Origin of the sequence: Bradyrhizobium sp. SZCCT0148 (genome assembly GCF_018129985.1) — a bacterium.
Taxonomy (GTDB): Bacteria; Pseudomonadota; Alphaproteobacteria; order Rhizobiales; family Xanthobacteraceae; genus Bradyrhizobium; species Bradyrhizobium japonicum_H.
The window spans coordinates 662,459-686,730 of sequence record NZ_JAFCKT010000002.1; the positions used below are offsets into that span (position 1 = coordinate 662,459).

The following is a 24,272-nucleotide window of genomic DNA, read 5'->3' on the forward strand; positions in this document are numbered from 1 at the left end:
GCTTCCAGATCAAGGCAGTTCGGTCGCGGGGAGGGTGATGGTGAAGGTCGAGCCCTTGCCGGGGCCTTCGCTGTCGGCGGTCACCTCGCCGCCATGCATGTCGATGATGCGCTTGACGATGGAGAGCCCGAGGCCCGTCGAGCTTTCGCCCGCGGTCGGCTTGGCCGACAACCGCTGGAAGCGACCGAACAGGCGGCCGAGATCCTCCGGCGACAGGCCGGCGCCCTCGTCGCTGACACGGACAATGGTCTCGCTGCCTTCGTGGCTGACGACCACGTCGATCCTGCCGCCGATCGGCGAGTATTTGATGGCGTTGCTGATGAGGTTGTCGATCGCCTCGCGGATGCGGTCGGTGTCGCACATGGTGACGATGTTGGGCGGCGCGGCGACGTGGATGGCCTGCTGCTTGTTCACGGCGAGCGGCTGGTTGGCCTCGGCGACCTCCTTCACCAGGCCGGCGACGTCGACCGGCTCGCGGCGGATGGTGATGTCGAAGGCGTCGGCCATCGCGTCCGAGATCAGATGATCGACCATCGTGGTCAGGCGCTTGGTGGCGTCGCGGATGTGGTCGACCTGGGCGACCACGCCGCTTTCCGAGGCGCCGGTCGAGATCAGCTCCTTCAGCATCTCGGTGCGGCCGAGGATGACGCCGAGCGGGTTCTTCAGGTCGTGCGCGACCGTGCCCAGGATCTCGTTCTTGAAGCCGTTGGCGCGCTGCAGCCGCAGCCATTGCGCCGACAGGCGGCGGTTGGCCTGCATCAGGGCGCGGGTGCGCTGGGCGACGCGGTCCTCAAGCTGGGTGTTGGCGTCCTGGAGCTGCTGGTAAAGGATGACGTTGTCGAAGGCGATCGAGAGCCTGCTCGAGAAGATCTCGACCAGCGAGCGGTCGGTCTCCGACAATTCGCGCTCGGCCTGCAGCAGCACCACCACCTCGCGGCCGCTTCCGGTGCGCAGATAGATCACGCTGCGGTGGTCGGCGAATTCGTTCTTGCGGCCCTGGAAAGCGGCTTCCACCATCGCGCGCAGATCAGGGTCGAGCGCCTTCGACGAGGTGGTGCCGATGAAGCGGCTGTAGCAGCCGCTGCCGGCGAGCACCGAGAGTTCGGGGTCGATGCCGCCATTGTCGCGCAAAACCAGGATGCCGGCGCAATCGACGTTGAGCAGCGAGGCGAGCTGGGTCAGCACGCCCTCGGCGAGCCGCTGCATCGACTTGAAATCGTACAGCGTCGAGGCCGCGTCGATGATGATTTCGAGCCCGCGCCGTGTCTGCAGCATGCGCTCGAGCTGCTGATAGGAGCGTAGCGCCGCGGTCAGCGAGGTGAACAGCTTGTCGGCGGTGAGCTCGGTCTTGGCCTTGTAGTCGTTGATGTCGTACTGGACGATCACGCGCCGCTCCGGCGCCTGGCCGGGCTGGCCGGTGCGCAGGATGATGCGCACGGTCTCGTTCTTGAGCTCGTTGCGGATGTATTCGACCAGCTCGAGGCCGGCGACGTCGGTCTCCATGATGACGTCGAGCAGAACCGCGGCGATGTCGTTGTGCGCGGCCATCAGCTTGCGGCCTTCGGCCGCGGAATGCGCCGACAGGATCTCCAGGCTCTGGCCGTTCAGGCTGTAATCCGAGAGGGCAAAGCGGGTGCCGTCATGCACGGCCGGATCGTCGTCGATGACGGCGATCTTCCATTTCCGGGCGTTGGCATCCTCCGACGCGGTACCGGTATCGTCGATCAGGTGGAGGACATCGTCCTGTTCGGCCATTGAGAAGTCCCGTCACTTTCTGTGCTTTGCGCGCCGCCCTTGGCGACCCGGGGCATGATAATGCGAAAAGTGGTGCCTTGTCCCAGCTTGGATTCCAGCATCATGCGCCCGCCGAGCTGCTGGGTGACGAGGTTATAGACGATATGCAGGCCGAGTCCCGTACCGCCTTCATTGCGCCGGGTGGTAAAGAAAGGGTCAAAGGCCTGGCGCTGCACGTCGGGGGTCATGCCGGCCCCGTCGTCGGTGAAGATGATCTCGATGTCGTCGGCGCCGCGCGGCCGCGCCGAGATGGTGATCGTGCCGGCACGCCCGTCGGCGAAGGCGTGATTGGCGGCGTTGAGGAAGAGGTTGGTCAGGATCTGGCCGTAGGAGCCGGGATAGCCGTCGAGCAGCAGCCCCTCGGGCACGTCGACTTGAAGCGTGATCGGCGAGCGCTTCAGCACGGGGCGAAGGCTCGCGATGATCTGGTCGGTGGCCTCGCTGAGCGAGAATTGCCGCCGCTCGGCATGCGAGCGGTCGACCGCGACCTGCTTGAATGACTGGATCAGCTCGCCGGCGCGCTGCAGATTGGCGACCAGCTGCTGCGAGGCGTCGCGCGAGGACTGCACGAACTCCTCCAGCTGCGAGCGGCGCAGGCCGCCGTCGCCCCTGAGCTGGGCTTCGAAGATCTCGCTGCGCCGGGCAAAGCTCGAGGCCACCGTGAGGCTGATGCCGATGGGGTTGTTGACCTCGTGCGCGACGCCGGCGACAAGGCCGCCGAGCGCCGCCAGCCTCTCGGCATCGATCAAATTCTGCTGGGCGGTGTTGAGCTCGAGCAGCGCGCTTTCGGCCTTCTCCTTGGACGCGCGCAGCTCGTCCTCGGTCTGGCGCTTCGCGATCGCGTTCTCGCGGAACACTTCGACCGCGCGGGCCATGGCGCCGACCTCGTCGCGGGCCTTGGTGCCCTGCACCTCGCGGCCGAGGTCGCCGAGGGTGATCGCGCGCATCGCCGCCATGATCTGCTGCAGCGGCAGGCGGATCGATAGCGCGATCAGCACGCCGGCGGTGAGGATGATGCCGAGGAAGATCACCGCGATCGTCAGGACCCGGCGGGAAATAGCCGCCAGCGTGCGGTCGAAGGTCTCCTGCGCCTTCTGCTCGCGCTGGCGCATCTTGCTGGAAAGGTCGTCGATGGCGCCGATCGCCTCGGCCTGGCTGGCGTCGATGGTGTTGCGCAGGAGTTCGGTGCGGCTCGCAAGCTGCTCGGAGAGTTTTGCAAAGCCCTCGCGCAGCGCGGCGGTGCGGGCCCCGAGGCGCCGCAATGCCATGCGCTGGAGGTCGTTGTCGGCGAGATCGATCATCACGGGGATGGTCTTCTCGATCGTCTCGGTGTTGCGGCGCGCATCGTCGGCCGCGCCCGTCTGCAGCGACAGGTAATAGGAATTGGCCGCCACCAGCATCGCGGTGAAGGCCTCGCGGGATTTGCCGAGCGAAGGCCAGATCAGCGCATCGCGATGCCCGGTGGCGCCTTCGATGATGGAATAGAGGCCGGCCATGTCCTTGGCCGGTCCCTGGACCTGTTCCTCATAGGTCCTGGCGATGGTGGCCTGCACGCCGCGCAGTTCGCCGAAGCCGTTGAGGAAGCGGTCGGTGGTCCGCTCCAGCTCCTCGACCGAGCCCGACAGCATCGGGTCCTTGGCGGCGCGGTTGGACAGCGTGCCCAGCACCGCCTCGCGCAGCAGCAGGATTTCGGCGAACAGGTCCGGGCTCGGCTGGTTGATGTAGCGGTGGATCAGGTTCTGCAGCCGCCCGGTCTCGCTTTCGAGCAGCGCCAGGATCCGGTCGGATTCGCGCACCTGGCGGACGTCGTCCCAGGCCGAGCCCAGCACCTGCGCGCCGTTCCAGATCATCGCCGCCAGCACCACGACCACGGCGGAGTTCAGCGCGGCGATCGACAGGATGCGCCAGCGGATCGGCACCGCCCGCAGCGCCCCGACGATGCGCGCGCGCAGCTTCCCGAGCGGGCCCGACGGCCGCTCTGCGTGCTCGCTGTGTCCAAGCCCGGTCAACAGGCCTCACTCCACCTTGCGAATGCGTTCGATCAGCGCGGCCGCGGCGGGATCGCGCCCGGTCTTGGCGTAGATCGGGGCCATCGCGTCCTCGAACGGCTTGCGGTCGATATCCCTGATGATGGTGACCCCGGCTTCCTGCGCCTTGCGCTGCGACTGCTCCTCGAGGTCGCGCCACTTTTCGCGCATGAACCGGCTGGAGCGCTGCGCGGCCTCCCGGAAAATCTTCTGGTCGTCCGGCGACAGGCTCTGCCAGGCCTTCAGCGAGATCACCAGCACCTCGGGGCTCATCGTGTGCTCGGTAAGCGTGTAATGGCCGGCATGCTTGTAATGGTCCGTCGTCACGAAAGATGGCCAGTTGTTCTCGGCGCCGTCGACCAGATGGTTGGCGAGCCCGGTGAGCACTTGCCCATAGGGCATCTCGACGGGCTCGGCGCCGAGCGAGCGGATCATCTGGCTCATCAACTCCGACTGCTGCACCCGGATCCGCAATCCCTTGAGATCCGCGATCGACTTCACGGGTCGGACGCCGTTGTAGATCGACCGCGCCCCGGAATCGTAGAAGGCGAGCCCGACGAAGCCGTAGGGCTCGAAACTATCGAGGATTTCGCTGCCGACCGGCCCGTCCAGCACCTTCTGCATGTGCTCGATGGACCGGAACAGGAACGGCATGGCGAGCACGTTCATCGCCGGCACGAAATTGCCGATCAGCGCGACGTTGGTCCGGTTGAGGTCGATCGCGCCGGCCCGGGTTTGCTCGATGGTCTCCTTCTCCTCGCCGAGCTGGCGGGAGTGGAACACCTTGATCTCGTGGCGGCCGCCGCTGCGCTCGGCGATCAGGGCGCCCATGTAGCGCAGCGCCTGGACCGTCGGGTAATCCTCGGTCTGGGTATCTGCGGCGCGAAATTCGCGTGCGCCGGCGCCCGTCATGCAGACGGCAAGCACAAGCGCGACGAAGATCACCCCGGTCCGCGAGAGTTCGGCACGGTTCAGCACTGGCACACTCAACCCCTCGGTGATGGAGTCTATGGCGGGAGCAAAAGGTTCAATGCAATCTAGCAGATGGGAGGGCCAAGGCTACCCGCTGCGGGTACGCCCGATTGTGCAGCGCGGCCGGGATACCTTGCCGGTTGAAACCGCTGGGGATGCGCCGTAAGCAGGGTCGCCCGCCCCACGGCGTGAGAAACGAGAAAAGCCATCGTGACGTCAGCATTGCGCCCCTTGTTCCTCGCCATTCTTGCGGCGTTCTCCTTGGCGGCTCCGGCTGGCGCCGCCACCGACATCGCCTGGTGGCACGCCATGTCCGGCGAGCTCGGCCGCCGGCTCGAGAAGCTCGCCTCGGATTTCAACGCCTCGCAGTCCGACTATCGCATCGTGCCGGTTTACAAGGGCAACTACACTGAGACGGTGACCGCCGCGATCTTCGCCTTCCGCTCGCGCAGCCAGCCCGCCATCGTCCAGGTCAACGAGGTCGCCACTGCCACCATGACCGCGGCCAAGGGCGCGATCTATCCGGTGTTCAGCCTGATGCGGGACATGAACGAGCCGTTCTCGCTGGCCGATTACCTGCCCACGGTCTCCGGCTACTACACCGATGCGGCCGGCAATCTGTTGTCGTTCCCGTTCAATTCCTCGACGCCGATCCTCTATTACAACAAGACCATGTTCCGCGACGCGGGCCTCGATCCGGAGACGCCGCCGAAGACCTGGCCGGAATTGGGCGCGGCTGCAAAGCGCCTGCGCGACCGTGGCGCTGCGTGCGGTTTCACGACGTCCTGGCCGTCCTGGATCCATGTCGAGAATTTCTCCGCTTTCCATAATTTGCCGTTGGCGACGCGCGGCAATGGCTTTGCCGGGCTGGACGCGGAATTGACCATCAACAATCCGGTCGTGCTCAAACACATCGCCCAGCTCGCCGAATGGCAAAAGACGAAGGCGTTCGACTATGGCGGTCGGGGGCAAGCGGCCGAGCCGCGTTTCCAGCGCGGCGAATGCGGCATCTTCATCGGCTCCTCGGCGACGCGCGCCGACATCAAGGCGAATTCGAAGTTCGAGGTCGGCTACGGCATGATGCCGTACTGGCCCGACGTGAAGGGCGCGCCGCAGAACTCGATCATCGGTGGCGCAACCCTGTGGGTGCTGCGCGACCGCCCGCGCGAGGAATACAAGGGCGTGGCGCGATTCTTCGCCTATCTGTCGCAGCCCGGCGTGCAGGCCGCCTGGCACCAGAACACCGGATACCTGCCGATCACCCGCGCCGCTTCCGAGCTGACGCGCGCGCAGGGCTTTTACGAGCGCAATCCGGGTGCGGCGATCTCGTTCGAGGAAATCACGCTCAATCCGCCGACCGAGAATTCGAAAGGCATCCGGCTCGGCTCCTTCGTCCTGATCCGCGGCGCGATCGAGGACGAACTGGAGCAGGCCTTCGCCGGCCACAAGAGCGCGCAGGCTGCGCTGGATTCCGCGGTCGAGCGCGGCAACAAGCTGCTGCGCCAGTTCGAGCGTGCCAGTCCGGACCGGTAGGAGTGATCGGTGCGCACGCCTCGTCCTTCGAGACGCCCGCCTCCGGCGGGCTCCTCAGGATAAGGCTCAGCAGCGCCTGTCAATGCCGCTGCGCAATCAGCTCCTCATCCTGAGGAGCCCGCAAAGCTGGCGTCTCGAAGGATGGCCGCCAGGATACTGTTTCAAGAATGTAAGCCGATGACACTGTCAAACTTCACGGACGCCGAAAGCTTCCGCGCCTTCCGTTCCGATCCTGCGCAATGGCTGCCGATCGCGCTCGACATCGCGCGCGGCCACGGCCTCGATACCAGCGCGCCGCATGTGTTCGAGACCGGCACCAATCTCGTGGTCGGCCTCGGCGACAAGGTGATCCTGAAAATCTTTCCGCCGCTGCTGCGCGCGCAGTTCGTGTCCGAGCGTGGTTCGCTGGCGCAACTCAAAGGCCATCTCGATCTGCCTATCCCCGAGATCGTCGCCGAGGGGGCGCGCGACGGCTGGCCCTATCTCGTCATCACGCGTCTCACAGGCACGCTCGGCTCGGAGGTGTGGCCGCAATTGCCGGAAGACCAGAAAGAGCGCCTGCTGCGCCAGATCGGCGAGACCATCGCGCGCGTCCAGCGTGTCCCGCTCGGACCGCTCACGAGCATCAAGCCGCGCTGGAACGACTTGATGCGTGCCCAGATGCAGGGCTGCAAGGCCCGGCACACGCGCCTCGGCCTTGCGCCGAAATTCCTCGCAGGCCTCGATGATCTCCTGCGCGATGCGGAAAAGCTCATTCCGATGGATCCTCCGCCGGTTTTTCTGGTCGGCGAGTACATTCCGGAGAACTTCCTGCTCGCCTGTGACGACGGCCAGTGGTCGCTCGCCGGCCTGTTCGACTTCGGCGACGTCCTGGCGGGATGGCGCGATTACGATCTGCTCGGCCCCGGCGCGTTCATGGCGGCGGGCCGGCCGGGCAGGGTGAGGAGCCTGCTCGCAGGCTTCGGCTATGAGAAGCTCGACTACCCGCTCAAGCGCCGCCTGATGGCCCTGATGCTGCTGCACCGCGCCAGCGACCTCAACGCGCACGTCTGCATCGATGGCTGGCAGCACAAGGCGAACGATCTGATCGAGTTGCAGGAGCTGATCTGGGCGGGGTGAGCGGGCGCGCTCCGCCTCTCTTCGTCATTCCAGGGCGCCGCGCAGCGGCGAGCTATGGTGCGCAATTGCGCAGCTGAGAATGCATCGTCCCGCGCGAACTTCTGCCCGATGGATGCCGGGCCGATCGCATCGCTCCGGAATGACGGGCGTGCTTATTGGAAGGGCGCCCACGAAATGAAGCTTACTAAATGAGCAAATCTGCATCTTTGTATGCAAGGTGTAAAGATCGAGGCGAGCGCCTCCGACCTGTTAAAATCAGGAATTCATAGCGATTTCAGTCTAGTAGCTCGGTCGTAAACCGGCATTAAGCCTTGGCACGAACCTTGCGAATCCGGTTCCAACCAAAAACATTGTGTTGGAGCCATTGCCATGAAGCGCCGCGATTTCCTCAAGTCCGTTTCCGGATTGGCCGCCGGAGCGGCGCTTCCGGCCATGCCGCAGGTGATCTCCTCGGCCTATGCCGACGCCCGCTCGGAGACGCTGCTGATCGTCTCGGAGGGCGGCCCCAACAATCTCGACATCCACGGCGTCGGCACCAACGTGCCCGGCTATGAAGTCTCCTGGAATTGCTACGACCGCCTGATCAGCCACGAGATGAAGAGCGGTCCCGGCGGCGTGCCCTATTACGACCGCGACAAGTTCAAGGGCGAACTCGCCGAGGAGTTCAAGATCGACGACATGTCGGTCACCTTCAAGCTGCGCAAGAACGCCAAATTCCACGACGGCACGCCGGTGACCGCCAAGGACGTGAAGTGGTCGCTCGACCGCGCCGTCAGCGTCGGCGGCTTCCCGACATTCCAGATGAGCGCGGGGTCTCTCACGAAGCCGGAGCAGTTCGTCGTCATCGACGACCACACCGTACGCGTCGACTTCCTGAAGAAGGACAAGCTCACGATTCCCGATCTCGCCGTGATCGTGCCCTGCATCGTCAATTCCGAGCTGGTGAAGAAGAACGCCAGTGAGAAGGACCCCTGGGGTCTCGAATTCACCAAGCAGCAGACCGCGGGCTCCGGCGCCTACAAGGTGACGAAATGGACCGCCGGCACCGAAGTCATCATGGAGCGCAACGACGATTGGGTCTGCGGTCCGCTGCCGAAGATCAAGCGCGTGATCTGGCGCATGGTGCCGCAGGCCGGCAACCGCCGCGCGCTGCTGGAACGCGGTGACGCCGACATTTCCTACGAGCTGCCCAACAAGGACTTTCAGGAGATGAAAGCCAACGGCAAGCTCAACGTGGTGTCGCTGCCGTTCTCCAACGGCATCCAGTATATCGGCATGAACGTCACCAAGCCGCCCTTCGATAATCCCAAGGTGCGCCAGGCCGTCGCCTACGCGCTGCCCTACCAGAAGATCATGGACGCGGTGATGTTCGGCCTCGCCAACCCGATGTTCGGCGCGCCAAAGGACAAGGCCACCGAAGTCGCCTGGCCGCAGCCGCACAAATACAACACCGACATCGAGAAGGCGAAGGCATTGATGGCCGAAGCGGGCATGGCCAACGGCTTCGAGACCACGATCTCGTTCGACCTGAATTTCGCCGGCGTCAACGAGCCGCTCTGCGTGCTGGTGCAGGAGAGCCTGGCCCAGATCGGCATCAAGACCACCATCAACAAGGTGCCCGGCGCCAACTGGCGCACCGAGTTGAACAAGAAGGAGATGCCGCTCTTCACCAACGTGTTCTCGGGCTGGCTCGATTACCCCGAATACTTCTTCTACTGGTGCTATCACGGCAACAATTCCGTCTTCAACACCATGAGCTACAAGTCGGCGGAGATGGACAAGCTGATCGACGGCGCGCGCACCGCGGCCGCAAGCGGCGACACCGCCACCTACGACAAGGACGTGAAGGGCTTCGTCGACCTCGCCTTTGCCGACATCCCGCGCATCCCGCTGTACCAGCCCTTCGTCAATGTCGCGATGCAGAAGAACATCTCGGGCTATCAGTACTGGTTCCACCGCCGCCTGGATTATCGCGCGCTGGCGAAGGGGTGAGGAGTCGGAACGGCGAATAGCGAGTAGGGCGAGGCAATCGCATATGGTGTTCGCAGGCGTATCGGCTGGCTCTGTTCGCCTCTCCCGCTTGCGGGGGAGGCCGACGCGCTCGAACAGCGCGGCGGGTAGGGGCTCTCTCCACACGAAAAGCCCCTATGCAGAGGCGCCCCCACCCCAACCCTCCCCCGCAAGCGGCAGAGGGAGCGCGATCGTGCGTGTTGCGTCACCTCTCCTCACCACAGGGAGCACCCCATGCTGACCATGATCGGCAAGCGCCTGATGTTCGCGATTCCCTCGCTGATCGGGGTCGTCATCGTCACCTTCCTGCTGACGCGCGCGTTGCCGGGCGATCCCGCCGCCTACTTTGCCGGTCCCGCCGCGACCAAGGAGGCCGTCGAGCAGATCCGCAAGAAGCTCGGCCTCGACAAGCCGCTGATCGAGCAGTTCTTCCGCTACACCAACGACCTCGCGCACGGCGATTTCGGCAACTCGCTGACGACGGGCCAGCCGGTCGCCGCCGAGATCCGCAACCGCCTGCCGGCTTCGGCCGAACTGACGCTGCTCGGGCTGGTCGTCTCGATCGTGATCGCGATCCCGCTCGGCGTGCTGGCGGCAACGCGGCCGGGATCCTGGGTCGACCATCTCTGCCGCGTCACGACGACGGCGGGCGTGTCGCTGCCGGTGTTCTTCACAGGCCTCGTGCTGGTCTATGTGTTTTATTTCCGGCTCGGCTGGTCGCCGGCGCCGCTCGGTCGTCTCGACGTGTTCTACAGCGCGCCGCCGACGGTCACGGGCTTCTATCTGATCGACACCCTGATCGCGCGCGACTTCGAGGCCTTCCGCTCCGCGCTGAGCCAGCTCATCCTGCCGGCGACGACGCTTGCGATCTTCTCGCTGGCGCCGATCGCGCGCATGACGCGCGCCTCGATGCTGGCGGTGCTGTCGTCGGAGTTCGTCCGCACCGCCCGCGCCAGCGGCCTGTCGCCGGCGACCGTCATCGTCACCTACGCGTTTCGCAATGCGATGCTGCCTGTGATCACCACGCTCAGCATGGTGTTCTCGTTCCTGCTGGGGGCCAACGTGCTGGTGGAAAAAGTGTTCGCCTGGCCCGGCATCGGCTCCTACGCCGTGGAAGCGCTGATCTCGTCGGACTTCGCGCCGGTGCAGGGCTTCGTGCTGACCATGGCGGTCATGTACGTGCTGCTCAATCTCGTGATCGACATTCTCTACGGCGTGATCGATCCACGCGTCAGGTTGGAGGGCTGAACCATGAGCTCCGTTGCGCCTGCTGTCGAACCTGTCGGTCCCGCTCGCACCTCCGGACTCGTCGCGGTGCTCGAACAAACCCGCTACGTTCTCGGCGAGAACAAGGTCACGGGCTTCGCCTTCGCCCTGCTGATTCTGATCCTGGTCGCCGCGATCTTCGGCCCCTACGTCGTGCCCTACGATCCGCTCGCCTCGGATACCGCTGCTGCTCTGAAGCCGCCGTCGGCGGCGCACTGGTTCGGCACCGACCAGCTCGGCCGCGACATCTTCAGCCGCGTCATCGTGGCGACGCGGCTCGACACCTTCATCGCGGTCGCTTCCGTCGTGCTGGTGTTTCTGATGGGTGGGCTCGCCGGCATCGCGGCGGGCTATTTCGGCGGCTGGACCGACCGCATCGTCGGCCGCATCGCCGACACCATCATGGCCTTCCCACTGTTCGTGCTGGCGATGGGCATCGTCGCCGCGCTCGGCAACACCGTGCAGAACATCATCCTCGCCACCGCCATCGTGAACTTCCCGCTCTATGCCCGTGTCGCGCGCGCCGAGGCCAACGTGCGCCGCAACGCAGGCTTCGTGCAGGCTGCGCGCCTCTCCGGCAACGGTGAGTTTCGTATCCTGCTGGTGCACATCCTGCCGAACATCATGCCGATCATGATCGTGCAGATGTCGCTGACGATGGGCTACGCCATCCTCAATGCCGCCGGCCTCTCCTTCATCGGCCTCGGCGTCCGCCCGCCGACCGCCGAATGGGGCATCATGGTCGCCGAAGGCGCGGGCTTCATGGTCTCGGGCGAGTGGTGGATCGCGCTGTTCCCCGGTCTTGCGCTGATGATCGCCGTGTTCTGCTTCAACCTTCTCGGCGACGGCCTGCGCGACATCGTCGACCCCCAGCGGAGGACGTGATGGCCATTTTTCGTCGAAAATTCCTCAAAGATTTCAATGCCATTCTACTGTGCATGGGGTTGTTTTCGCGTTTTTTGAGTCACGGTAGGCCCGCATGACCGCCCAGCCCCTGCTCGACGTCCAGGACCTCACCGTCGAATTCTCCACCCGCCGCGGCATCGTCAAGGCCGTGCAGCACGTCAACATCTCCGTGGCCAAGGGCGAGACGCTGGCCATCGTCGGCGAGTCCGGCTCCGGCAAGTCGGTGACGTCCTATGCCGTGATGCGCATCCTCGACCGTGCCGGGCGGATCGCCGAGGGCTCGGTGATGTTCTCAGGCATCGACGTCAAGGCCGCGACCGAAGACCAGATGCGCGATCTGCGCGGCCGCGAAGTCTCGATGATCTTCCAGAATCCGCGCGCGGCGCTGAATCCGATCCGGAAAGTCGGTGACCAGATCGAGGACGTGCTGCGTACCCATGTGCAGCAGGCGACGGTCTCGGACCACGGAGAAAAGGCGATCGAGGCGCTGGAACAGGTCAAGATCGCTCGCCCGCGCGAGCGCTATCACGCCTATCCGTTCGAGCTGTCCGGCGGCATGTGCCAGCGCGTCGTCATCGCGCTCGCGCTGGCCTGCAATCCGCAACTGCTGATCGCGGACGAGCCGACCACCGGCCTCGACGTCACCACCCAGAAGGCGGTGATGGACTTGATCGTCGAGCTGACCAAACGTCGCGCGATGTCGACCATCCTGATCACCCACGATCTCGGCCTCGCCGCCGCCTATTGCGACCGCGTCGTGGTGATGGAGAAGGGCCGCGTGGTCGAGACCGCCAAGGCCGCCGACATCTTTGCCAATCCGCAGCACCCCTACACCAAGAAGCTGATGCGCGCGACGCCGCGGCTCGGTGTGTCGTTGCGGGATCTGCTGCCGGAGGAGGAGGGCTCGGCCGTCATGGCCGGGCCTGACCCGGCCATCCATCACGCTTCGCAACACCAGTCTCAGTCGATGGACCCCCGGGTCAAGCCCGGGGTTGACCAGAGCGCAAAGCCACTTCTCCTCATTGAAAAGCTCGTCAAGGAATACCCCCGCCAGGGCGCAACGGCCACGCTGGGGAAGCTGTTCGGTCGAAAACCGCCCGTGGAGCCCGATGTGTTCCGCGCCGTCGACGGCATCAGTTTCTCCATCGGTCACGGCGAGAGCGTCGGCCTGGTCGGCGAATCCGGCTGCGGCAAATCGACCACCTCGATGATGGTGATGCGCCTGCTCGACCAGACCTCCGGCCTGATCCAGTTCGACGGAGAGGACATTGGCGCGATCCAGCCTGCCAACTTCGCGCGGCTGCCGCAGCGCAGCCGCATCCAGATGGTGTTCCAGGATCCGACCGACAGCCTCAACCCGCGCTTCACCGCCGCGCGCGCCATCGCCGATCCCATCATGCAATTGAGCGACATCAGGGGCCGCGATGCGCTCCGTGCCCGCTGCGAGGAGCTGGCCACCATGGTCGGCCTGCCGCACAATCTGCTCGACCGTTTCCCGCACCAGCTCTCCGGCGGGCAGAAGGCCCGCGTCGGCATCGCCCGCGCCATCGCGCTGCATCCGAAGCTGGTGATCCTGGACGAGCCGACCGCGGCGCTGGACGTCTCGGTGCAGGCGGTCGTGCTGAACCTGCTGCAGGATCTGAAGGCGCGGCTCGGTATGAGCTATCTGTTCGTCTCGCATGATTTGAACGTAGTGCGCTTGCTGTGCGATCGTGTCATTGTGATGCGGACGGGTCGAATCGTCGAGGAAGGCTCTTCCGAGCAGGTCTTGAGCGATCCGCAGGACGACTACACCAAGGAGCTGCTGACGGCGATCCCGCATCCGCCGTTGCAGGTACACTGAGCGCACTGAGAGGTTGTTGGGAGCGTGATGGCCGAGCCGCTGGACGATTATATCGACGCCGTATCGAAAGCGCTGGCGCTGCCGGTCGAAGAAGCCTGGAGGCCTGCGGTGCGTGCCAATCTCGAAGTGTCGCTGCGGCTTGGCCGTTTGGTCGACGAATTCGCGCTGCCGGACGAGACCGAGCCGGCGCCGATCTTCACCGCCTGATGCTGCCATGACCAGCAAGCCAGAGATGACGGCCACCGAAATCGCGAAGGCGGTTGCGGGCGGCAAGATGTCCGCGCTCGATGCGACCGAAGCCGCTCTCACGCGCATCAAGCAGCACGACGGCATCCTCAATTCCTTCACCGACGTCACCGCCGACCGCGCCCGCGCCAAGGCACGCGCGATCGATGCCGATATCGCCGCCGGCAAGGATGTCGGCCCGCTCGCCGGCGTGCCCTTCGCGGTGAAGAACCTGTTCGACGTCGCCGGGCTTCCGACCCGCGCAGGCTCGAAGATCAACCGCGATCGCGCGCCCGCAGCGCGCGATGCGACGCTGATCGAGCGCATGGAGGCCGCCGGCGCCGTGCTCGTCGGTGCGCTCAACATGGGCGAATACGCCTACGACTTCACCGGCGAGAACGTCCATGACGGCCCCTCGCGCAATCCGCACGACACCACGCGAATGACCGGCGGCTCGTCCGGCGGCTCGGGCAGTGCCGTCGGCGGCGCGCTCGTCCCGATCGCGCTCGGCTCGGACACCAATGGTTCGATCCGCGTGCCGTCCTCGTTCTGCGGCATCTTCGGCCTGAAGCCGACCTATGGCCGGCTGTCGCGGGCGCGCTCGTTTCCGTTCGTAGCGAGCCTCGATCATCTCGGTCCGTTCGCGCGCTCCGTCGCCGATCTCGCACTCGCCTATGATGCGATGCAGGGCCCGGACGCGGAGGATAGCGCCTGCACGACGCGCGGGCTGGAGCCGACGCTGCCGCTGATCGCCAATCCGGTCTCGGATCTGCGCATCGCCATCGCCGGCGGGTATTTCCAGAAGAATGTGTTTCCGGAGGCGGTCGAGGCCGTCAGCCGTGTCGCCAAGGCGCTCGGTGCGACGAAGGTTGTCGATATTCCCGAGGCCGCGCGCGCCCGCGCGGCGGCTTATGTCATCTCCACCACCGAAGGCGCCTCGCTGCATCTCGATCGCCTGCGCCGGCGCGCGAACGATTTCGATCCGGCCGTGCGCGACCGGCTGATCGCGGGCGCCATGGTGCCGGCAGCGTTGGTCGACCGCGCGCAGAAATTCCGCCGATGGTATCGCGCGGAGCTCGCCGAGATCTTCAAGTCGGTCGACGTGCTGCTCGCGCCGGCGACGCCCTGCACCGCGCCGAAACTCGGCCAGGTGAATTTCAATCTCGACGGCGTCGAGCTGCCGGTGCGCGCCAACATCGGTATCCACACCCAGCCGATCTCCTTCATCGGTTTGCCGGTGGTCGCCGTCCCGGTGCCACTCGAGCCGCTGCCGATCGGCGTGCAGATCATCGCCGCGCCCTGGCGCGAGGACATCGCGCTCCGCGTCGCGCACGCCCTGGAAAAGATGGGCGTAGCCGCCGCGCCATTGCCGAGAGGACTCTGACATGGAGATCGATATCCCCGAGGTGATCGCGGAAGTCAAAGCCGCGTTCGACCGCTATGAGCAGGCGCTCATCACCAACGATGTCGCCGTGCTCGGCGAGCTCTTCCGCAACGATCCCCGCACGCTGCGCTACGGCATCGGAGAGAACCTCTACGGCTACGAGGCGATCAACGGCTTCCGCGCCGCGCGTTCGCCGGTCGGCCTCAATCGCCGCACTGCAAAGACCGTCATCTCCAGCTATGGCCGCGACACGGCCGTGGCCTCCACCCTGTTCTATCGCGATACCGCGCCCGGCAAGGTCGGCCGGCAGATGCAAACCTGGATTCGCTTTCCGGAGGGCTGGCGCGTCGTCGCCGCCCATGTCAGCGTCATCGACGAGCCGAAAGAGACCGCATGACGCTCGACGATCTTCCGCGGGGAGCGCTACCGGCCGAGCCGGTGGTGCCGCGCGTCGACCGTCCCTCGGCATCGCTGCACAAGGTGACGCGCGCCGAGGAGCTGCGCCTGCAGCTTGCCGACGAGATCGTGCGCGGCACCCTGGCGCCCGGCGCGCCGCTGGACGAAACCGACATCGCCCGCCGCTTCAGCGTCTCGCGGACGCCGGTGCGCGAGGCGTTGCGCCAGCTGGTCGCCAGCGGTCTCGTCGAGTCGCGTGCTCATCGTGGCGCGGTGGTCGCGCAGCCCTCAATCGAGCGGTTGACAAGCATGTTCGAGGCGATGGCCGAGCTCGAGGCGATGTGCGCCGGTCTTGCCGCAGAGCGCATGTCGGCGGCCGAGCGCCACGGCCTGGAGGCCGTGCACGAGGAGCTGAGGGTGCTGAGCTACACCGGCAATCCCGAGCGTTTCCACGAGGTCAACGAGCGCTTCCACAACGCGATCTACGCAGGATCGCAGAACGGCTACATCGCCGAGATCACGCTCGCGACCCGCGTCCGCGTGCAGCCGTTCCGCCGGGCCCAGTTCCGCAATCTCGGCCGATTGGCAAAGTCGCAAGCCGAGCACGACCGCGTCGTCGTCGCCATCATGCGCGGCGACAAGCAGGGTGCCGCGGCCGCGATGCGTGCGCATATCGAATTGGTGCGCGGGGAGTACGAGATCTACGCGGTGTCGGTGTAGCGCGTACTCGTGTCCTGAACGGGGTGCAGAGCCGGGCCTATCCATCCATTCGCTTGCTGCTAGATGGGTCCCGATTCAGCAACGCACCACTGCGTGCTGTGCTGCGCCGGGGACGCGAGGCCGGTTACCCCGTCGCCTTCTCCGCCATGAATTTCCGCCAGCCGCCATACGCCGTGATGTCCCGCGCCTCGCCCAGCACCTCGGGCTCGACGAGAAACCCCTTCACGCTACGGCCATCGGCAAGGCGCACCGTGCCGATCGCCATCGGCGCGGGGATCGCATTGACGAACTTGCCGAACGCGGAGGACGACAGCGACCAGAGCTCCAGCTCGATTGCGGCGCCGCTACCGGCCGCAACCCGCAACATGCCGGGCTTCGGCGGCGTGGTCTTGAGCGCGTAGAGCTTGTAGTCGGGCGCGGTCTTCGTTGCCTCGATCAGCTTGGCATTCAGCGCCGTCAGCTCACTGTTCAGCGCCATGCCGGAGAGATGTGCGCCGACGACCGCGATCGGGATCTCGTCGCCGCCGCCTGCCGGCAATGGCGCAAGCGGTGCCTGTGCCACGCCATTCGCTCCGACGGTCAATTTCGTATCCGCATGGAAAACGCGGCCGATGCTCGCCAGCAGCGCGTCATGCCCCGCGGGGGCGAGCAGTGTGATGCCGAACGGAATGCCGTCCGCGCGCATCTCTGCCGGCAGCGCGAGGCCGCAGAGGTCGAGCAGGTTGACGAAATTGGTGTAAGTGCCGAGCCGGCTGTTGAGCTCGATCGGATTGGCGAGCACCTGCGCGGTCGTATAGGCGGTCGGCGCCGTCGGCAGCACCAGCGCGTCGATATTGCCGAACGTCCGCTCCGCGATCCTGCGCAGGCCCTGCAGGCGATAGAGCGCCGAGAACGTGTCCGCAGCGGTGAGCCGCGCTCCCGCGGCGGTGATCTCGCGCGTCACGGGGTGAATCGAATCGGGCGCGGATGCCAGCAGATCCTTGATCACGAGGTAGCGCTCGGCGACCCAGGGACCTTCATAGAGCAGCCGCGCCGTCTCGTAGAACGGCTCGAGATCGAATTCGACCAGCGTCGCTCCGAGCGCCGTCCAGCGCTTCAACGCGTCGGCGTAGGCGGCTTCCGCCGTCTTGTCGCCGAAGAAGATCAGTTGCCCCTTGCGAGGCACGCCGAGACGCAGGCCCGCCGGGAACGGCGTGATCGCGCCCAGCGGCCGGTCGCGTGAGAACGGATCGGCGGAGTCGGGCCCTGCCATTACCGACAGCGCCAGCGCCGCGTCGTCGACCGTCAGGGCGAACACCGAGATGCAGTCGAGCGTGCGGCAGGCCGGCACCAGCCCGGCATTTGAAATCATGCCGAGGCTCGGCTTCAGCCCGACGATGTTGTTGAGCATCGCCGGCACGCGGCCCGAGCCGGCGGTGTCCGTGCCGAGCGATAGCGGCACCAGGCCGGCGCCGACGGCAACGGCGGAGCCCGAGCTGGAGCCGCCGGGAACGAGATCCTCGCGGATCGAATTCTTGGGGACGCCATAGGGCGAGCGCACGCCGACGAGGCCGGTCGCGAACTGGTCGAGATTGGTCTTGCCGATGATGATCGCGCCGGCCGCGCGCAGCCGCGCCACCGCCGTCGAATCGTGGGTGGGCGTATAGGAGAAGGCCGGGCAGGCCGCCGTGGTCGGAAAACCCAGCGCGTCGATATTGTCCTTCACGGCGACCGGCACGCCGTAGAGCGGCAGGCTGGCGGCGTCCTTCGTCGCAAGCCTCTCGGCCTCCGCGATCGCATCCTTTTCGTCGCGCAGGCTGATGAACACGGCAGGATCGTTATGGTCGCGGATGCGCTGATAGGTCCGCGCGATCGTCCCTGCCGGCGTCATCGTGCCCGCGCGATGCGCGGCCATGATCGCGGCAATCGTTTCAGGCTGCTCAGCCCCCATTCCCAGCCCCCATGGCAACAACACTCCGGCAACTTGTCCTCACCCGGATTGAAGCAAGCGATGTGCCATTGTGTACACAATCCGGGCAGGACTGAAGTTGCGGATATTATCCGTGTGATCAGTGGCTTGGGGGAGAATTTGACAGGCGGGCGGGCCGCGATGTCAGCGCCCTGTGACGGGCATCTGCTCAAATCATGGGCAGTCGAGATCAGGTGAAGCCGGCGAGGATTTTCAGCAGCTGCGCACGGTTCTCCTTGCCGATCTTCGCCTCGACATGCCGTTCGTGCTCGGCCGCGAGGCGCTTGAACTTGGCCAGCGCCGTCTCGCCCTGGATCGTGAGATGCAGCGCATGGGAGCGACGGTCCGCCTTCGACTTGACCCGCTTCACGAGCTTGCGCTGTTCGAGGCTGTCGAGCAGGTGCACCAGACGGGCGCGCTCGATGCCCAGGCGTTTCGCCACCGCCATCTGCGACAGGCCCGGATTGGCGCCGATCACCGTCAGCACCGAATATTGCGTCGGCCGGATGTCGACATCGCCGAGCGTCTTGATGAAGTCCTGGAAGATCCAGATCTGGAAGCGCCGCACCGCATAACCGGCGTGCCCCACCAGCGCGTCGAGGCCGATCTCGTCGGCATCGGTCCGCCGCGCCGTGCCGTTGCTCGCTCGTTTGCGTGGGAAGGTCCGGGGCGCGGTGGCTGTCACATCGTGTCTCCTGCCGGGCAAGCTTAACGCTTCAGGAGTCGCCAAGAAAGATTGTTGTTGACGACAACAATTGCCGTGCCCAACATTATGGCCAAAGCAGCCCGGAACGAGGCTGTCGCCGATCGGGCGGAGGAGGGAACCATGACAACCGCCGCTCGCGGTGACGCTGCAAGCCTGTTCGCAAGGCCCAGAACCGTTGCCGAGCATCGGGCTGACGGCAGCATCGTGCTGCGCTCGCCCGAACCGTTGCGCGATGGCGCGCGCTGCGTCGGCGACTGGCTGGAGCAATGGGCGCGGCAAACGCCGGATACGATCTTCCTGGCCGAGCGCGGCCATGTCGAGGCACCCTGGACCACCGTCACCTACGCGCAGGCGCTCCGCCAGGTGCGCGCGGCGGCATCCTGGATTCTTGCGCAGGGCCTGAGCGCCGAGCGTCCGCTGGCAATCCTCTCCGACAACAGCGTCGACCATGCGCTGCTTGCGCTTGCCGCCCAGCATGTCGGCGTCCCCTCGGCAGCGATCTCGCCGGCCTATTCGCTGATGTCGAAGGATTTCGACAAGCTCAGGAGCATGGTCGCGCTGCTCGATCCGGGCGCGATCTATGTCTCCGCGACCAAGTCATTCGCGCCGGCGCTCGCCGCGATCAAGCCACAGCACAAGGCGCAGATCATCAGCGGCAACGCGAGCGATGGCGACGCGCTCGCTTTCCGCACGATCGCGGAGACTCCGGAGAGCCCGGACGTCGCAACGGCGTTCGCCGCGGTGGCGCCCGACACGATCGCAAAGTTCCTGTTCACGTCGGGCTCGACTGGCACGCCGAAAGCCGTCATCAACACCCAGCGCATGCTGACATCGAGCCAGCAGGCGAAGGCGCAGACCTGGACCTTCCTGCAGCCGGGCCGCGGCGATCTCGTCATTCTCGACTGGCTGCCCTGGAGCCACACCTTCGGTGCCAACCACAATTTCAACCTCGTGCTGCGCAATGGCGGCTCGCTCTATATCGACGGCGGCAAGCCCGCGCCGGGCCTGTTTGCGACGTCGCTCGCGAATCTGAAAAGCGTGATGCCGACCGTCTATTTCAACGTGCCGCGTGGTTTCGACATGTTGATCGGGGCGCTGCGCGGCGACGAGGCGCTGTGCCGCCGTTTCTTCAACGAGGTAAAGTTCGCCTTCTATGCCGGCGCGGCGCTGCCGCAGAATCTCTGGGACGCGCTCGAAGAGCTTTCGATCAGAACGGTCGGCCGCGCGCTGCCGATGGTCTCGGCCTGGGGCTCGACCGAGACGTCGCCGCTCGCGACCGACTGCCATTTCCTCGCCAAACGCTCCGGCAATATCGGCGTGCCCATTCCCGGTACCGAGCTGAAGCTCGTCACCTCCGGTGACAAGATGGAGGTGCGGGTGCGTGGTCCCAACGTCACGCCCGGCTATTGGAAGGCGCCGGAGCTGACCAGGCAGGCCTTTGACGAAGAGGGCTTTTATCTGATCGGCGATGCCGTCAAGCTCGTCGACAGCGCGCGGCCGGAGCGCGGCCTGTTCTTCGACGGCCGCGTCGCCGAGGATTTCAAGTTGAATTCCGGTACGTGGGTCAATGTCGGCTCACTGCGCGTGGCCGGCATCGCCGCGCTGGCGCCACTCGCTCAGGACATCGTCGTGTCAGGGCACGGCGGTGACGAGGTGCGTTTCCTCGTGATCCCGAACGTCGCGGCCTGCCGCGCTCATGCCGGCCTGGGCGAGACGGCCGATGTGGACGAGGTGCTTGCACATGACAAGGTCAGGAGCGCGATCGCGCAGGGCCTGGTGAAACTAAGGCAGCAAGGCCCCAACTCCTCCGGCCACGCCACGCGTGCGCTGCTTCTCGCCGAGCCGCCGTCCGTCGATGGCGGCGAGATCACCGACAAGGGTTACATCAACCAGCGTGCCGTGCTGACGCGCCGCGCCGATGCGGTAGCGCGGTTGAACGAAGATACGTCGGCGGAGTGGATCGGGTGCGTCGAATAGGCCGTCCCGCCCACCGCCAGCTGCTATCGTGCCCGGACGCAGCGCAGCACGCAGTGATGTCGGGGCCCATCACACATGGCGCGCGGCCGCATGGGTCTCGGCCCTGCGCGGCAGCGTTTACACACTGCAACGCGTCCGGGACACCAGAGCGGGGTATGGCCAATAGGTCATCCACCCTGCAGCAATATACTGCCGATTATTTTGTTGCCTAAGCAACTAATCTGTGCGAACCGTTCGAGGAGCGACGACGGCGGGGAAACCGCCGCGTCTGATCCTGGAGGAAACGATGCCCGGCCCGAATGGTGCCGCCGGTCAACACCGGCGCATGCCTGGACGTAACGGCAGCAAGCGCCCCGCTCGCGACCGTTCAGGCTTCGGTGTCGCCGGTGACCGCGCCGAGATTTTCGTGCAGCCGGCGCAGCAGATCGATCAGCACCTCGCGCTCGTCCTTGTTCAGGCAGGACAGCAGCCGCCGTTCGCGCTCGAGTGCCGCGACGATCACCTTGTCATGGGTGGCGCGGCCCTTCGCCGTCAGCGCGATCGAATGGGTGCGGCCGTCATGGGGATCAGTGCGGATCGAGACCAGCCCGCGCTTCTCGAGTCCCGCCAGCGTCCGGCTCACCGGCCCCTTGTCGAAGCCGATGACGTGACAGATGCGCGAGGCCGGAATCCCGGGCTCGATCGCCAGCAGCGACATGATCCGCCATTCCGTGACGTTGACGCCGAACTGCCGCTGATAGAACGCGGTCGCGCTGTTCGAGAGCTTGTTGGCGATGAACGTGACGAACGCCGGGACGTAGCGGTCGAGATCGAGCGTCGGTCCTGCATCGCTAGGCGCGGGCTTCTGGCGGGATCTGATCGAAGGCGAAGGCATGTCGGGGGTCTGACTCGCGGTGGGGCGACCGACCTAAGGGCAAGCGCCATCCTTTCACAAGATCAAAATGAGGGAGGTCTCCCATGAGCGTATCCGGCTCCCCGATATCGTCCGGCTCCGCAGCCGTTCCGCATCTCGACGTCGATCCCTTCGCGACGGATTTTTTCGCCGATCCCTATCCCACGCATGAGCGGCTGCGGGAGGCGGGGCCGGTGGTCTATCTCGACAAGTGGAACGTCTACGGCGTGGCACGTTATGCCGAAGTCCATGCGGTGCTGAACGATCCCGCGACCTTCTGCTCCAGCCGCGGTGTCGGCCTCAGCGATTTCAAGAAGGAGACGCCGTGGCGGCCGCCGAGCCTGATCCTCGAAGCCGACCCGCCCGCGCACACCCGCACCCGTGCCGTGCTGTCGAAGGTGTTGTCACCGACCGTGATGAAGGGGCTCCGCGACCGTTTTGCGGCTGCGGCCGAAGAACGCGTCGATATGCTGCTCGCCAAGCGCAGCTTTGACGCTATCACGGATCTGGCGGAAGCCTATCCGCTCTCGATCTTCCCGGACGCGTTGGGGCTGAAGCCCGAAGGCCGTGAGCATCTCATCCCCTATGCGAGCGTCGTATTCAACGCGTTCGGTCCGCCCAATGAGTTGCGCCAGGAAGCCATCGCGCGCTCGTCGCCGCATCAAGCCTATGTCACCGCGCAATGCCAGCGTGACAACCTCACGCCCGGCGGCATCGGGGCCTGCATCCACGCCCATGTCGACGAGGGCGCGATCACCGCGACCGAGGCGCCGCTACTGGTGCGGTCGCTGTTGTCGGCCGGCCTCGACACCACGGTCAACGGCATCGGTGCCGCCGTTTATTGCCTGGCGCGTTTCCCCGAGCAATGGCAGCGCCTGCGTGATGATCTGACGCTGGCGCGCAACGCCTTCGAGGAGGCCGTGCGGTTCGAAAGCCCGGTGCAGACCTTTTTCCGCACCACGACGCGTGACATCGAACTGTCCGGCGCGACGATCGGCGAAGGTGAAAAAGTGCTGATGTTCCTCGCCGCGGCCAATCGCGATCCCAGGCGCTGGGACAATCCCGACAGTTACGACATCACACGCCGCACCTCCGGCCATGTTGGCTATGGCTCCGGCATCCACATGTGCGTCGGCCAGCTCGTGGCGCGGCTGGAAGGCGAGACGATGCTCTCGGCGCTGGCGCGCCGCATCGCCAGCATCGAGATCACGAGCGAGCCGAAGCGCCGCTTCAACAACACGCTGCGCGGGTTGGACAGCCTGCCGGTAACGATCACGCCGGCCTGACACGACCGGAAAAACAAAGCAGGGGACGGACCAATGAAGAACCTGAAGTGGACGCTCGCGCTGGCCGCGGGCCTTATGAGCGGCGCGGCAAGCGCCGAGATCTCCGACAATGTCGTGCGCGTCGGCGTGCTCAACGACGTCTCCGGAATCTTCCAGGATACCAACGGCATGGGCTCGGTCGAGGCCGCGCGTATGGCGGCGGAGGATTTCAACGGCGGGGCTAAGAACATCAAGGTCGAGATCGTCTATGCCGACCATCAGAACAAGGCCGATGTCGGCAACGCCATCGCGCGCAAATGGCTGGATGTCGAGGGCGTCGATGCCATCGTCGACGTGCCGAACTCGGCCGTCGGCCTCTCGATCAATACGCTGCTGCGCGACAGCCGCATGACCTTTCTGGCGTCGTCGACCGCAAGCTCGGACCTCACCGGCAAGGCCTGCTCGCCCAACACCATCCAATGGGTCAACGACACCTGGGCAACCGGCAACACGACTGCAGCCGCGATGATGTCGCGCGGCGGCAAGGACTGGTACTTCCTCACGGTCGATTATGCGCTCGGCAAGGGCATCGAGGCCGAGGCGCAAAAGTATATCGAGGGCCATGGCGGCAAGGTGCTAGGCTCCTCAAAGCATCCGCTGGGCACCTCTGATTTCGCGTCGTTCCTGTTGCAGGCGCAGGGCTCGAAGGCGCAGGTGATCGGCCTTGCGAACGCCGGCGGCGACACCATCAACGCGGTGAAGCAGGCCGCCGAATTCGGCATCCAGCAGAACGGCCAGAAACTCGTCGCCTTCCTGCTCTTCATCAACGACGTCCACGGCATGGGCATCAAGGTCGCGCAGGGCCTCCAACTGATGGAAGCCTTCTACTGGGACATGAACGACGATACCCGCGCGTTCGCCAAGCGGTTCGCCGCGCGGCCCGGCATGAACGGCAAGATGCCGAGCGGCAACCAGGCCGGCGTCTATGCCTCGACGCTCGCTTATCTCAACGCGGTTGCCTCGACCGGCAGCGACAACGCCAAGGACGCCGTGCCCGAGATGAAGAAGTTCAAAGGCAAGGACAAGCTGTTCGGCGACACCACCATCCGCCAGGACGGCCGCGTCGTGCACCCCATGTATCTGTTCGAGGTGAAGAAGCCGGAGGAGTCGAAGTATCCGTACGACTATTACAAGCTGGTCTCGACCATTCCGGCGGAGCAAGCGTTCCGGCCGATCGCGGAGGGCGGTTGCGAATTGGTGAAGTAGGGGAGCTCTGCGACTGCACCTTC

19 protein-coding genes are annotated in these 24,272 nt (G+C 65.5%); 13 read left to right on the top strand and 6 right to left on the bottom strand.

Features of this window, described 5'->3' with window-relative positions:
• Positions 1-9: 9 nt before the first annotated feature.
• From JQ580_RS11455 to JQ580_RS11465, 3 genes are read right to left on the bottom strand one after another with little or no spacing between them, the layout of a single operon-like run.
• Positions 10-1,755 carry an ATP-binding response regulator gene (locus JQ580_RS11455; protein WP_212280142.1) on the bottom strand — a complete coding sequence of 582 codons (1,746 nt, stop codon included), beginning with the start codon at positions 1,753-1,755 and terminating at the stop codon, positions 10-12.
• Positions 1,725-3,803 (bottom strand): sensor histidine kinase, encoded by a 2,079-nt coding sequence (locus JQ580_RS11460; RefSeq protein WP_212280143.1) that lies wholly within the window; start codon positions 3,801-3,803, stop codon positions 1,725-1,727. The genes JQ580_RS11455 and JQ580_RS11460 overlap by 31 nt, the downstream gene beginning before the upstream one ends.
• A 6-nt stretch (positions 3,804-3,809) precedes the next feature.
• Positions 3,810-4,805 carry a TRAP transporter substrate-binding protein gene (locus tag JQ580_RS11465; RefSeq protein WP_212280144.1) on the bottom strand — a complete coding sequence of 332 codons (996 nt, stop codon included), beginning with the start codon at positions 4,803-4,805 and terminating at the stop codon, positions 3,810-3,812.
• A gap of 198 nt (positions 4,806-5,003) precedes the next feature.
• Between JQ580_RS11465 and ugpB the strand changes: the two genes are divergently transcribed.
• The 10 genes from ugpB to JQ580_RS11515 all read left to right on the top strand — a co-directional run bounded on the left by ugpB (position 5,004) and on the right by JQ580_RS11515 (position 16,195).
• Positions 5,004-6,326: a sn-glycerol-3-phosphate ABC transporter substrate-binding protein UgpB gene (gene ugpB / locus JQ580_RS11470; RefSeq protein ID WP_212280145.1), complete on the top strand. Its 1,323-nt coding sequence runs from the start codon at positions 5,004-5,006 to the stop codon at positions 6,324-6,326.
• Between the two features lie 177 nt (positions 6,327-6,503).
• A complete protein-coding gene (locus JQ580_RS11475) occupies positions 6,504-7,445 on the top strand; it encodes an aminoglycoside phosphotransferase family protein (RefSeq protein WP_212280146.1) in 942 nt (313 codons plus the stop codon).
• 369 nt (positions 7,446-7,814) lie between these two features.
• Positions 7,815-9,437: an ABC transporter substrate-binding protein gene (locus JQ580_RS11480; protein WP_212280147.1), complete on the top strand. Its 1,623-nt coding sequence runs from the start codon at positions 7,815-7,817 to the stop codon at positions 9,435-9,437.
• A 252-nt stretch (positions 9,438-9,689) separates the two neighbouring features.
• Positions 9,690-10,703, top strand: a complete 1,014-nt coding sequence (locus JQ580_RS11485) for an ABC transporter permease (RefSeq protein ID WP_212280148.1) — start codon at positions 9,690-9,692, stop codon at positions 10,701-10,703.
• Positions 10,704-10,706: 3 nt separating this feature from the next.
• Entirely contained in the window at positions 10,707-11,606 is a 900-nt protein-coding gene (locus JQ580_RS11490; RefSeq protein WP_212280149.1) for an ABC transporter permease, read from the top strand.
• A 94-nt stretch (positions 11,607-11,700) separates the two neighbouring features.
• Positions 11,701-13,470: a dipeptide ABC transporter ATP-binding protein gene (locus JQ580_RS11495; RefSeq protein WP_212280150.1), complete on the top strand. Its 1,770-nt coding sequence runs from the start codon at positions 11,701-11,703 to the stop codon at positions 13,468-13,470.
• 27 nt (positions 13,471-13,497) lie between these two features.
• The gene (locus JQ580_RS11500) at positions 13,498-13,677 is read left to right on the top strand and encodes a DUF4089 domain-containing protein (protein ID WP_128930863.1); all 180 of its coding nucleotides are present in this window, start codon (positions 13,498-13,500) and stop codon (positions 13,675-13,677) included.
• A gap of 7 nt (positions 13,678-13,684) precedes the next feature.
• Entirely contained in the window at positions 13,685-15,079 is a 1,395-nt protein-coding gene (locus JQ580_RS11505) for an AtzE family amidohydrolase (protein ID WP_212280151.1), read from the top strand.
• Position 15,080: 1 nt separating this feature from the next.
• Positions 15,081-15,476, top strand: a complete 396-nt coding sequence (gene hpxZ, locus JQ580_RS11510) for an oxalurate catabolism protein HpxZ (protein WP_212280152.1) — start codon at positions 15,081-15,083, stop codon at positions 15,474-15,476.
• A complete protein-coding gene (locus tag JQ580_RS11515; protein ID WP_212280153.1) occupies positions 15,473-16,195 on the top strand; it encodes a GntR family transcriptional regulator in 723 nt (240 codons plus the stop codon). The genes hpxZ and JQ580_RS11515 overlap by 4 nt, the downstream gene beginning before the upstream one ends.
• A 124-nt stretch (positions 16,196-16,319) precedes the next feature.
• Here JQ580_RS11515 and atzF read toward each other — a convergent pair whose 3' ends face one another.
• Positions 16,320-18,125 (bottom strand): allophanate hydrolase, encoded by a 1,806-nt coding sequence (gene atzF / locus JQ580_RS11520; protein ID WP_212280154.1) that lies wholly within the window; start codon positions 18,123-18,125, stop codon positions 16,320-16,322.
• Positions 18,126-18,333: 208 nt separating this feature from the next.
• Positions 18,334-18,828 (bottom strand): MarR family winged helix-turn-helix transcriptional regulator, encoded by a 495-nt coding sequence (locus JQ580_RS11525; RefSeq protein ID WP_212280155.1) that lies wholly within the window; start codon positions 18,826-18,828, stop codon positions 18,334-18,336.
• A gap of 141 nt (positions 18,829-18,969) precedes the next feature.
• Between JQ580_RS11525 and JQ580_RS11530 the strand changes: the two genes are divergently transcribed.
• Positions 18,970-20,826, top strand: coding sequence for a feruloyl-CoA synthase (locus JQ580_RS11530; protein ID WP_212280156.1), 1,857 nt, complete (start codon positions 18,970-18,972; stop codon positions 20,824-20,826).
• Positions 20,827-21,193: 367 nt separating this feature from the next.
• Here JQ580_RS11530 and JQ580_RS11535 read toward each other — a convergent pair whose 3' ends face one another.
• Positions 21,194-21,700 carry a MarR family winged helix-turn-helix transcriptional regulator gene (locus JQ580_RS11535; protein WP_212280157.1) on the bottom strand — a complete coding sequence of 169 codons (507 nt, stop codon included), beginning with the start codon at positions 21,698-21,700 and terminating at the stop codon, positions 21,194-21,196.
• A gap of 83 nt (positions 21,701-21,783) precedes the next feature.
• On the opposite strand from JQ580_RS11535, the gene JQ580_RS11540 reads away from it, so the two are divergent.
• Entirely contained in the window at positions 21,784-23,004 is a 1,221-nt protein-coding gene (locus tag JQ580_RS11540; RefSeq protein WP_212280158.1) for a cytochrome P450, read from the top strand.
• A 33-nt stretch (positions 23,005-23,037) separates the two neighbouring features.
• Positions 23,038-24,249, top strand: coding sequence for an ABC transporter substrate-binding protein (locus JQ580_RS11545; protein ID WP_212280159.1), 1,212 nt, complete (start codon positions 23,038-23,040; stop codon positions 24,247-24,249).
• Positions 24,250-24,272: the final 23 nt, after the last annotated feature.

What these genes read in the sequence shown, in the direction of transcription:
- JQ580_RS11455 (WP_212280142.1), bottom strand. Translation starts at nt 1,755, where the DNA reads ATGGCCGAACAGGACGATGTCCTCCACCTGATCGACGATACCGGTACC.
- JQ580_RS11475 (WP_212280146.1), top strand. Translation starts at nt 6,504, where the DNA reads ATGACACTGTCAAACTTCACGGACGCCGAAAGCTTCCGCGCCTTCCGT.
- JQ580_RS11480 (WP_212280147.1), top strand. Translation starts at nt 7,815, where the DNA reads ATGAAGCGCCGCGATTTCCTCAAGTCCGTTTCCGGATTGGCCGCCGGA.
- JQ580_RS11485 (WP_212280148.1), top strand. Translation starts at nt 9,690, where the DNA reads ATGCTGACCATGATCGGCAAGCGCCTGATGTTCGCGATTCCCTCGCTG.
- JQ580_RS11490 (WP_212280149.1), top strand. Translation starts at nt 10,707, where the DNA reads ATGAGCTCCGTTGCGCCTGCTGTCGAACCTGTCGGTCCCGCTCGCACC.
- JQ580_RS11495 (WP_212280150.1), top strand. Translation starts at nt 11,701, where the DNA reads ATGACCGCCCAGCCCCTGCTCGACGTCCAGGACCTCACCGTCGAATTC.
- JQ580_RS11500 (WP_128930863.1), top strand. Translation starts at nt 13,498, where the DNA reads ATGGCCGAGCCGCTGGACGATTATATCGACGCCGTATCGAAAGCGCTG.
- JQ580_RS11505 (WP_212280151.1), top strand. Translation starts at nt 13,685, where the DNA reads ATGACCAGCAAGCCAGAGATGACGGCCACCGAAATCGCGAAGGCGGTT.
- hpxZ (WP_212280152.1), top strand. Translation starts at nt 15,081, where the DNA reads ATGGAGATCGATATCCCCGAGGTGATCGCGGAAGTCAAAGCCGCGTTC.
- JQ580_RS11515 (WP_212280153.1), top strand. Translation starts at nt 15,473, where the DNA reads ATGACGCTCGACGATCTTCCGCGGGGAGCGCTACCGGCCGAGCCGGTG.
- atzF (WP_212280154.1), bottom strand. Translation starts at nt 18,125, where the DNA reads ATGGGGGCTGAGCAGCCTGAAACGATTGCCGCGATCATGGCCGCGCAT.
- JQ580_RS11530 (WP_212280156.1), top strand. Translation starts at nt 18,970, where the DNA reads ATGACAACCGCCGCTCGCGGTGACGCTGCAAGCCTGTTCGCAAGGCCC.
- JQ580_RS11535 (WP_212280157.1), bottom strand. Translation starts at nt 21,700, where the DNA reads ATGCCTTCGCCTTCGATCAGATCCCGCCAGAAGCCCGCGCCTAGCGAT.
- JQ580_RS11540 (WP_212280158.1), top strand. Translation starts at nt 21,784, where the DNA reads ATGAGCGTATCCGGCTCCCCGATATCGTCCGGCTCCGCAGCCGTTCCG.
- JQ580_RS11545 (WP_212280159.1), top strand. Translation starts at nt 23,038, where the DNA reads ATGAAGAACCTGAAGTGGACGCTCGCGCTGGCCGCGGGCCTTATGAGC.